The organism is Psychromonas sp. SP041 (assembly GCF_000470315.2).
Taxonomy (GTDB): Bacteria; Pseudomonadota; Gammaproteobacteria; order Enterobacterales; family Psychromonadaceae; genus Psychromonas.
The window spans coordinates 156,128-164,478 of the sequence record NZ_CBRF02000006.1 but is presented as its reverse complement, the minus strand read 5'-3'; the positions used below and the strand labels follow the sequence as shown (position 1 = coordinate 164,478).

5 protein-coding genes and 1 rRNA gene are annotated in these 8,351 nt (G+C 35.2%); all 6 read right to left on the bottom strand.

Annotation, left to right across the window (positions count from 1 at the left end):
- A 16S ribosomal RNA gene (locus SP041_RS05290) occupies positions 1–107 on the bottom strand; the annotation flags it as partial.
- Positions 108–609: 502 nt separating this feature from the next.
- Positions 610–1,218 carry a flavin prenyltransferase UbiX gene (locus SP041_RS05285; protein WP_025563495.1) on the bottom strand — a complete coding sequence of 203 codons (609 nt, stop codon included), beginning with the start codon at positions 1,216–1,218 and terminating at the stop codon, positions 610–612.
- A gap of 100 nt (positions 1,219–1,318) precedes the next feature.
- Entirely contained in the window at positions 1,319–2,665 is a 1,347-nt protein-coding gene (mpl, locus tag SP041_RS05280) for a UDP-N-acetylmuramate:L-alanyl-gamma-D-glutamyl-meso-diaminopimelate ligase (protein ID WP_025563496.1), read from the bottom strand.
- Between the two features lie 213 nt (positions 2,666–2,878).
- The gene (locus tag SP041_RS05275; RefSeq protein WP_025563497.1) at positions 2,879–3,796 is read right to left on the bottom strand and encodes a manganese-dependent inorganic pyrophosphatase; all 918 of its coding nucleotides are present in this window, start codon (positions 3,794–3,796) and stop codon (positions 2,879–2,881) included.
- 582 nt (positions 3,797–4,378) lie between these two features.
- The gene (locus SP041_RS05270) at positions 4,379–5,131 is read right to left on the bottom strand and encodes a class I SAM-dependent methyltransferase (RefSeq protein ID WP_025563498.1); all 753 of its coding nucleotides are present in this window, start codon (positions 5,129–5,131) and stop codon (positions 4,379–4,381) included.
- On the bottom strand, positions 5,131–8,337 hold the full coding sequence (locus tag SP041_RS05265) for an ABC transporter substrate binding protein (protein ID WP_025563499.1): 3,207 nt from the start codon (positions 8,335–8,337) through the stop codon (positions 5,131–5,133). Before SP041_RS05265 ends, SP041_RS05270 begins: the two co-directional genes overlap by 1 nt.
- Positions 8,338–8,351: the final 14 nt, after the last annotated feature.

Here is an 8,351-nt window from a genome sequence, read left to right as displayed (position 1 = left end):
CGCCACTCGTCAGCAAAGTAGCAAGCTACTTTCTGTTACCGTTCGACTTGCATGTGTTAAGCCTGCCGCCAGCGTTCAATCTGAGCCATGATCAAACTCTTCAATTTAAAGTTTAATTTGCACTTAACTAAAAGTGCGACTCAATACTACTGACTAAAACTTACTGCTAATGACTTATATAAATATAAGCAACTAACAATTTATTATTCTGAAATAATGAATTATTTCGTGTGTCACTATTATTGATATTGCCTAACTAGTAGGACTTTGATTTTTTTTTGAAATCACATCAACAACAAGTGCTCACACAGATTGTTTGATTAAATTGTTAAAGAGCGTGCCTTTCGGCTAGGCGGCGTATATTACGCGCCTTTCGAATAATGTCAACGTCTTATTTTAACTTAATTTCAAACCGAAGTTTTAATCGTTAAAGCGTTTCTTTTATTCTCAAACTCGCTAGGTAACTTGCGCTACATCCCGTGTCTGTGGGCGCATTATAGGGATCACAAAACAATTGGCAAGCCTTTTATGTTAATTAAATCACTATTTTTAACTTTCTTTATTTATCGTTTAAAAAGCAATCAAAAACAATGCTTTTATGCTCAAATATCACTCACACCATCTTTTACTAGCTTGATGCTTTATCTGCAAATGATCCATTACTCTCGCAACCATAAACTCATGAAGCTCTTCTATTGTGGTAGGTTGATGATAAAACCCAGGTGCTAGTGGCATAACCGTTGCGCCTAACTCAGATAATGTCAGCATATTCTTTAAATGTAATGTAGAAAATGGTGTTTCTCTTGGCATTACAATTAACTGCCCTCTTTCTTTAAATACCACATCCGCCGCTCTTTCTATTAAGTTATTTGATAACCCTTGTGAAATAGAAGCTAGTGTTCCACAACTACATGGGCAAACTACCATTTTTTTAGGTGCTGACGATCCTGATGCGACTGGTGAAAACCAGTCTTTTGATGTCAATGCTGTAATTTGATCTTTTTTGGCATTAAAGCGCTCAACTAAAAATTCATTAAGCGATTCAATGTCAGTAGGCCAATCTTCATTGACCTCCGTTTTTAATACTATTTGTGCTGCTTCGGATAATATTAGATAAACTTTTACATTCGCATCGACCATTGATTGTAATAGGCTTAAAAAATAACCACTACCTGATGCCCCTGTTACGCCTAATGTTACCGTATCGTTATATTGCATAATCATCCTATATTGTTACGACTTAATTAACTTATTCATTCTTATTAAGGTCGTTTATTTTGCTTTCGTTATTTAAGCTATTTAAGCTATTGAAACTATTTTAGTTGTTTAAGCTATCTAGTAATTTTTGGTGAATATTACCAAATCCACCATTACTCATTATTAAGATATGATCTTGTGGTTTTGCTAGCACTGTTAATTCGTTTACTAGTTTATCAATATCTGTTTCGACATGAACGATTTTGCCTTGCTCATCAAACAACTCTTTTATAGACCACTCAATATTTTTATCTTCAAAGCAATAAACCGTGTCCGCAAGCGCTAATGAATTAACTAATGCTTCCTTATGAATACCTAGTTTCATTGTATTTGAACGCGGCTCCAGTACTGCAATGATTCTTTCATTTCCGACTTTAGCACGTAGACCTGCAAGTGTTGTTTTAACCGCAGTTGGATGGTGAGCAAAATCATCATAAACAGTAATATTATTAATTTTTCCTTTAATTTCCATTCGACGTTTAATGCTTTTGAATTCAGCTAATGCAAGAACACTAATTTCAGGGGTCACGCCAACATGCCGTGCAGCAGCAATTGCAGCGAGTGCATTATCAACATTATGATCCCCCATTAAATTCCAATTAACTTGCCCTTTCTTAACGCCATCAAGTTTAACTTCAAATTGCGTACCATCACCCTTCATTTTTTCAGCAGACCAATTCTCACCTAAATATTCAACTTCACTCCAGCATCCCATGTGCTTAACGGCCATTAAGGCTTCGTCTTTGTTCGGTAAAAAAACACGTCCTGTACTGGGTACTGTTCTCATCAGGTGGTGAAATTGCTTTTTAATGGCATTTAAATCTTCAAATATATCAGCATGATCAAATTCAAGATTATTCATTACTAATGTTCTTGGATGGTAATGAACAAATTTAGAACGTTTATCGAAAAAGGCACTATCGTACTCATCAGCTTCAATCACAAAGAAAGGTGTTTTGCCTAAACGAGCGGATAAACCAAAGTTTTCAGGTACCCCACCGATTAAGAAACCAGGTTGCATATTTGCATACTCTAAAATCCAAGCAAGCATGCTCGATGTTGATGTTTTACCATGAGTACCTGCAACGGCTAATACCCATTTATCTTTTAAGACATGTTCTAATAACCATTGAGGTCCAGAAATATAAGGGATCTGCTTATCTAAAACAGCTTCAACACAGGGATTACCACGACTCATCGCATTACCGATAACAACCAAATCAGGTTTACTATCTAGTTGACTTGGGTCAAACCCTTGGATCAGCTCTATGCCTTGCGCTTCAAGCTGAGTGCTCATTGGCGGATAAACATTTTTATCTGAACCAGTGACTTTGTAGCCTAATGATTTAGCAAGAATAGCAACACCGCCCATGAACGTGCCGCAGATACCAAGAATATGAATATGCATGAAACCTCAATATTGGAAATAAGAATAAGATGAATGATGTTATCAAATATTAAACTGAAGTGATCGATTTTAACAAATAAGATTAACGTGTTATTTACTATATAAGCGATTAGCTTTAAAACAGATAATAAAAAAGGCGAGTCTCACAAAGAGATTCGCCTTTTATTGTTCTTAGTAATTAATATAAAAAGTTAATTACTTATAGCTGTTTGATTAAGCTTCAAATGAATTTTGTAAGAATGGGATGATTTGTTTTTTGCGGCTAACCACACCAGGTAATTCAAACATATTATCAACAACAGTACTGCTTAATGCTGTTGCTACTTTATCAGCATCTTTAGAGATAATTAATGCCGTTGTATCTAGCTTATTAATATCAGTTAATAGCACAATAGTTGAGTGATAATCTTTTTCTGCTTGTAATTTTTTCATTTCAACTAACATTTCATCTTTTTTAGAAAATGCTGTTTCTAATGATGTTAATTCTAATTGGCCAATAGCTAATTTCTCGCCAGCCATTTCAAACACTTTTTGGTCACGTAAAATAAGTTCAGCAGCCGATACCGCTTTAATATCTGATTTAGCTTCAAACTGTGCTTCTGCAAAAGCTTGAATATCGTCAACACCAGCAAGTGCAGCCAATTCATTAGCAGCAACAATATCGATATCTGTACAAGTAGGACCTTGGAAGTTAACCGTATCCGATATAATCGCGCCCATCATCATTTTCGCTACAGGTGCATCAGGTACTTGGTTATTAAATTTGTACATGTTGTATACAATGGTTGCGCTACAACCAACAGGCCAGATCCAACACTCTAAAGGCGTTGATGTTGTGATATCACCTAATTTATGGTGATCAACAATACCTAAGATAGTTGCTTTTTTCATGTCAGTAGTACCTTGACCCCAGTCAGAGTAGTCAACAATAAAAATTTCTTCGCCAGCAACTTCGGTGCGGATTTCAGGTTGAGGTAAACCTGATTGTTCTAATAAGAATAACGCCTCAGGATTTGGTTCACCTTGTAATGCAGGAGTTGCTGATTTGCCCATTTTATTAAATAAACTAGCAAGGCCGATAGCACTACATAAGCTATCACAATCTGGGTTTTGGTGTCCTAATACAATCATCGGTATATCCACTATTTTAATAAGTTAATTGGGGGTTATTAGTTAATTTCTGCAGAATACCTGATTCTGCCAGTAATTTTAAGTATAAACGTTTATCTAAAATGACTCTTTTCAATATTACTATTTCTATCTTACTTGTTTTAAGTGATCAAACTCTGTTCTGCACATTTAATAGTAGCTGTTATTTTTAGTATTAATCGTCGTGTGAAATAGATTAATACTTTCTATCAATTCATATAGAAACATACAGAATCTTTTATATAACTAAGATTATACTCCGATGAATTAACAAAATATATAACAGCTCTTGAGATGAAAACTAAATACAGTATTTAGTTTTGTAGCACATAATGGAGTACGTAATTTTTAGATTAATATATCAAGAGACAATCAAAGTAGATTTTAGCCAATGAGCCTGTACAATAATCTAAGTTTAAGAGAGACTTCTTTAGGTAATATTTAATAGAGCTAATAACTATTGTACTGGCTTCAAAATAGAGTATTAACATACACTGATTATTTTATGTCGATGTATAGTTACAGCGACAACAATAGTACAACTATACATCACAACAATTTCCCTTAACGGCCAATGGCTTGTTTTACATAAACATCGAATCGATTATTTTTCATGTTGATACTCATACTAGGCTTTTTATCATTTAAGAATGGGGCATAGTCGGGGCGCTTTACTACGACTCTGTATTTAGCGGCGGCTAATGCAACATCCAATAGATCATCCGCATCTAAATCAGCACCAACCACGCCCTGGAATACACGCATCTCTTTTTTGACTAACGCAGACTTTTTTTTATGTGGGAACATCGGATCTAAATAAACAATATCAGCTTGGTGATTTTGCAGATACTCATAACCACTTGCATGAGTTAAGCGCATACGTTGTTGCATCCACTCCCCTATTTCACTATCTAGATACGCTCTTTCTAGCCCATCTTGTAATAACGCAGCGGCAATCGATGAACGTTCAACCATATCAACCTTACAGCCTAAAGAGGCAAGTACAAAAGCATCACGTCCTAACCCTGCCGTCGCATCTATGACATGAAGCTCTATTCCAGCTTTAATACCAACTGCTTTTGCAATTGATTGTCCTTTACCACCACCAAACTTTCTACGGTGAGCAACAGCACCAGAGGCAAAATCAACAAAGACCAAACCTTGTTGTTTGTCATCCAATTGCTCAAGCGCTAAATATTCAGGTAATAAGCGTAGTTGAAACTGTTCACTTTTAGAGGCTAAAAACCCCCATTTTTCGCGTAACTTCTTTGCTTTAGGCGCCAGAATATTTTCATTACAGATTAATGCGATATCCATTAATAATCCTCTTCGTTCAATGAAGTTGACAATAATGCCATCATATCTATCGGCATAGGTTTTCCTAAGTGGTAACCTTGAGCATAGTCAACACCAATTTCTTTTAATTTTTCGATGATATCTTCATTCTCTACATATTCTGCGATGGTCTTTTTACCAAATAGGTGGCTTAACTCATGGATTGTTTTAACAATACCAAAGTCTTGTTCGTCGCTTGCCATATCTTTAACAAAGACCCCATCGATTTTTAAATAATCTACATTTAAGCGTTTTAAATAACCAAATGAAGAAAGACCTGTACCAAAGTCATCTAATGCCAATTTACACCCTAATTTTTTCAAGGAATTGATTAGTTTAGATGCATTACTAAAGTTACCTATTGCTACCGTTTCAGTGATTTCAAAGCACAGTTTTTCTAGTGGTAGTGAAGAGTGTGTTAATAGTTGAACGAGATCTTCAATAAATTTAGGGTCGCCAAGTGACTGCCCCGATAAGTTAATTGAACACATATTTAACTTTAAAACATGCTCAGGATGATTTTTAAGCCAATTTAAAGTTTTCGTAATAATGATCATATCAATCTTATCAGCTAAGTTATAACTTTCAGCAATTGGAATAAATTTAGCCGGCGGCGCTAGCTCACCATTTTCATCAATCATTCTTGTTAGGATTTCATAATGTAAATAATCATCATCGCCATCCACTGGCTTAATTAACTGTGCATATAAACAAAAACGCGTTTCATCACGTAAAGCATCTTGCACTTTAGTTACCCAAACGACTTCTTCTCGACGCAACTCCTCTTGTTTATCTTCCTCATAAACATGAATACGATTTCGCCCTGATTGCTTAGCGGTATAACAAGCACTATCAACACAATTAAGTGCCTGCACTCCATCTCTAGAGAAAGTAGATAGCTCAGTCAGGCCGATACTAATACCTAATGAAAAATGATGTTCTTCCCATAAAAAATAATGCTTCGCAATGGCGGAAATAATAGTTTCGGCTACTTTATGTGCTTCATCCAGCTCTAGCATGGGTAAAATAATAGCAAACTCATCTCCACCTAATCTTGCGACCATTGCGCTGGTTGGTACACTTTCGGTCAAGATCGTGGCGATTTGTCTTAACACTTCATCTCCAGCGTGGTGTCCGCAAGTGTCATTGATAATTTTAAATTTATCCATATCTAAATACATCAAACTACAGGGATTATTTAATGTTTGTATATCTTGTAGACTTTTATCTAACTGGCTTTCAAAAAATAAACGGTTCTTTAATCCTGTTAGATAATCATGCGATGCACGGTAATTTAACTCTTTAGAAAGCTCGTAACGCTCAGTGATATTTTCACACACTAAGAAGTATTGATCATGGCCTTCTATTTTTCTTACACGTTCATTAATCCAAACTTTTCTACCATTCTTTGTAGAATAAGATATTTCCCGCGTTAGCAGCATCCCTTCTCGATCAGCACATTCAGCAAGGTAATCTTTTAGTTCATTAATATTAACCAATTGAGAATAAAGTGTGACAAGATTTCGGCCAATTAACTCTCCATCAGCATAACCTAATAAATTACAGCCAAACTTATTACAAGATAAAATCAAACCTTGTACGTTTAACATGAGTAACATTGAAGGACTTTCGTCTAATAAAAGATTTGAACGTTTATTGGCTTTTTGAACTTCTTCTTCTACTGCTTTAATACTGCTGATATCACGTGCTTCAACAATAATAGAAGTAATCTCATTACGACTACTACCAATAGCTTGATCATTTTTAACTGGTTGGATGAAAACATCAAAAGCAGAGCTTTCATTATTTTTATTAATTAATCGGCATTCGAATCGAGCCGTTTTTCCCACTCGCGCTTGGCCCATGGCAGACTTTAGTTTTCTTTTGCTCGTCGCATCATGTTGCCACCAAGGAGTTTCCCATAATATCTCGCCATTGATATCGCTTTCAGACATTTTAATAAAGTCTAAAGCCGTTTGATTGGCCATTTTCACTTCACCAACAAGGTCTAAGATAAATATAAAGTCATAAGAAACATTAAAGATATTTTTAACTCTTTCATGCTTTGCTTTTAATAAAGAAGTGGAGACTTCTAAATGATGAAATTTACGCCATATCCATATAAAGGTTAAGGTAAAGGTAAGTAAAATAATCAATAGAGTCATCAAGCCAAAATTGGTTTCATTGTCAGGATTTGGCTGGTTAATAACTTGATACTTATTAGATAAAGTATTCTCTTTAATGCCCCATCTTAATAATTCTGCGTACTGTATAAGGGGGTTGTTATTTAAGTTTATTTCTATGGGTAAATCTTCTATTGAAGTACCCTGTAAAAGCTGTAAAACTTTATCTGCAGCAACTCTCCCCTGAACAATACCACTTGTAACAACGCCGCCTAACACGCCTTCAATTAAGTCATGTTGGTGTAATACGAACAAAGGGATTCTAGCAATCGATGTTAGCGACTTAAGCATTTCAGTACGGTTTATAAATGCACCATTTTTATCTCTAGAAAAATCACTAAAGATCAACACGGCTCTATTAGGCGCTTTACTAATTATTTGCTTTAAGGAAACTTCTGTTTCTGCGCTTAAAATAGTTACACTTTGTTTAGTTATTTTAGAAAGTTGCTGAATTGTTTCCTCGGTTAGTTTACTGGCAGAGGAAGTGCCCGTTACAATATAAATATCCGTTGCTTTAGGAAATAAATCGAGCGCTAGCGCAACGGTATCAAAAATATTTTCAGGCTCTACAACGGCAGATAATTTATAAGAGAAGTCAGCAGATGAATGATTTTTTAACTTAATACCGGTCAAAATAATAGGGGTATTAATAAATAACCGCTCACCATAATCCTGCACTAATTTAAGCGCATTCTCACCACTAGTAATCACTGCATCGAAGTGTTTAGTCGCAAATTTTATTGACAGAAAATCGACATGTCGAATTAATGCTTGTTCTGACATGGTTTGATTACTGTCTAAATACGACACATATAATGAAATATTGCTATCTTTGAATTTTTTTTCAATGCCTTTTTGAATTTGACGTGTTTGCTCATCCCCTTGATAACCAGAATGTAACACCAATACTTCAGCAGATAGGGCATTAATAGAATAGAAAAATAAGAAGAAAGAACAGTATCTCAACATACTTTTTTTAAAGGTAAATTTTAAAGACGTTAACAAGAGAATTTCCATAT